We start from the raw sequence: 747 nt of genomic DNA, 5'->3' as shown, positions 1-747 counted from the left end.
GGCCCATACGAACGGCGGGCACGGTCGGATAGCGTGGCAGCTTTTTGCCAGTGCTGGCCGGAAGATCGGACAGCAGCAGGCTTGCCGATGCCAAGGTGTAGTAGCCCGCGATGCACTGCCCGTCTGCTAATGCCACGAAACAGGCGGCCACGCGGCGGCGAATGTCCTGGGTGACTCGCTCGCGCAGGTAGCGATTCAGTGGTTCCGAATCGCTATTGAACCCGGCGCGATCATGTGCGGCATCGAGCGGTGCGAGCCGGAACGGTGCGCCGCTCATTCAGCGCGCAAGAGTTTGTTGCGACGGGCAAAGGCACGTTCCAGAGCCGGGGCCGGTTGCGGCGGCGACAGCAGCGCTTGTGCAAAGCACTCCTGATCGGCCAGCGAGAGCCGGATCACTTCGGCCTGCTCGATGGCGCGTTGCGCGGCGTCCTGCACTGCGGACACCACGAAATCGGTCATGGTGCGCCCCTGAAGTTCGGCGGCACGCTTGAGCATCGAATGAAGATCGGTGCTGATTCGGGCTTCGAGACGGGCGGTAGAGATGGCAACGGGCATGATTTTATCCTCCTGATGCAATCATACGGCAAATTGCCGTACAGTCCAAGGCGGAATTTTCGGCGGTTCCGGCTTACCGTACGATTTTTTCCGTTTTCTGAGGCGACCCCTTTAAGAAAAGCCGGGCCACCGCCCGTGCTCTCAACAAGCCGCCCTGGTGCGCCACCCTCTCCCATCCCCCCCGCCCCTTCC

General features: G+C 62.5%; 2 protein-coding genes. Both read right to left on the bottom strand.

Annotation, left to right across the window (positions count from 1 at the left end):
* On the bottom strand, positions 1–277 hold a 277-nt coding region (locus F1379_RS29510), incomplete at its 3' end, for a hypothetical protein (RefSeq protein ID WP_203457199.1).
* A complete protein-coding gene (locus tag F1379_RS29505) occupies positions 274–555 on the bottom strand; it encodes a type II toxin-antitoxin system TacA family antitoxin (RefSeq protein ID WP_150276048.1) in 282 nt (93 codons plus the stop codon). The genes F1379_RS29510 and F1379_RS29505, both read right to left, overlap by 4 nt.
* Positions 556–747 lie beyond the last annotated feature (192 nt).

Source organism: Paenibacillus tepidiphilus (assembly GCF_008635795.1).
Taxonomy (GTDB): Bacteria; Bacillota; Bacilli; order Paenibacillales; family Paenibacillaceae; genus Paenibacillus_AQ; species Paenibacillus_AQ tepidiphilus.
This window is presented reverse-complemented; position numbering and strand designations above follow the sequence as displayed.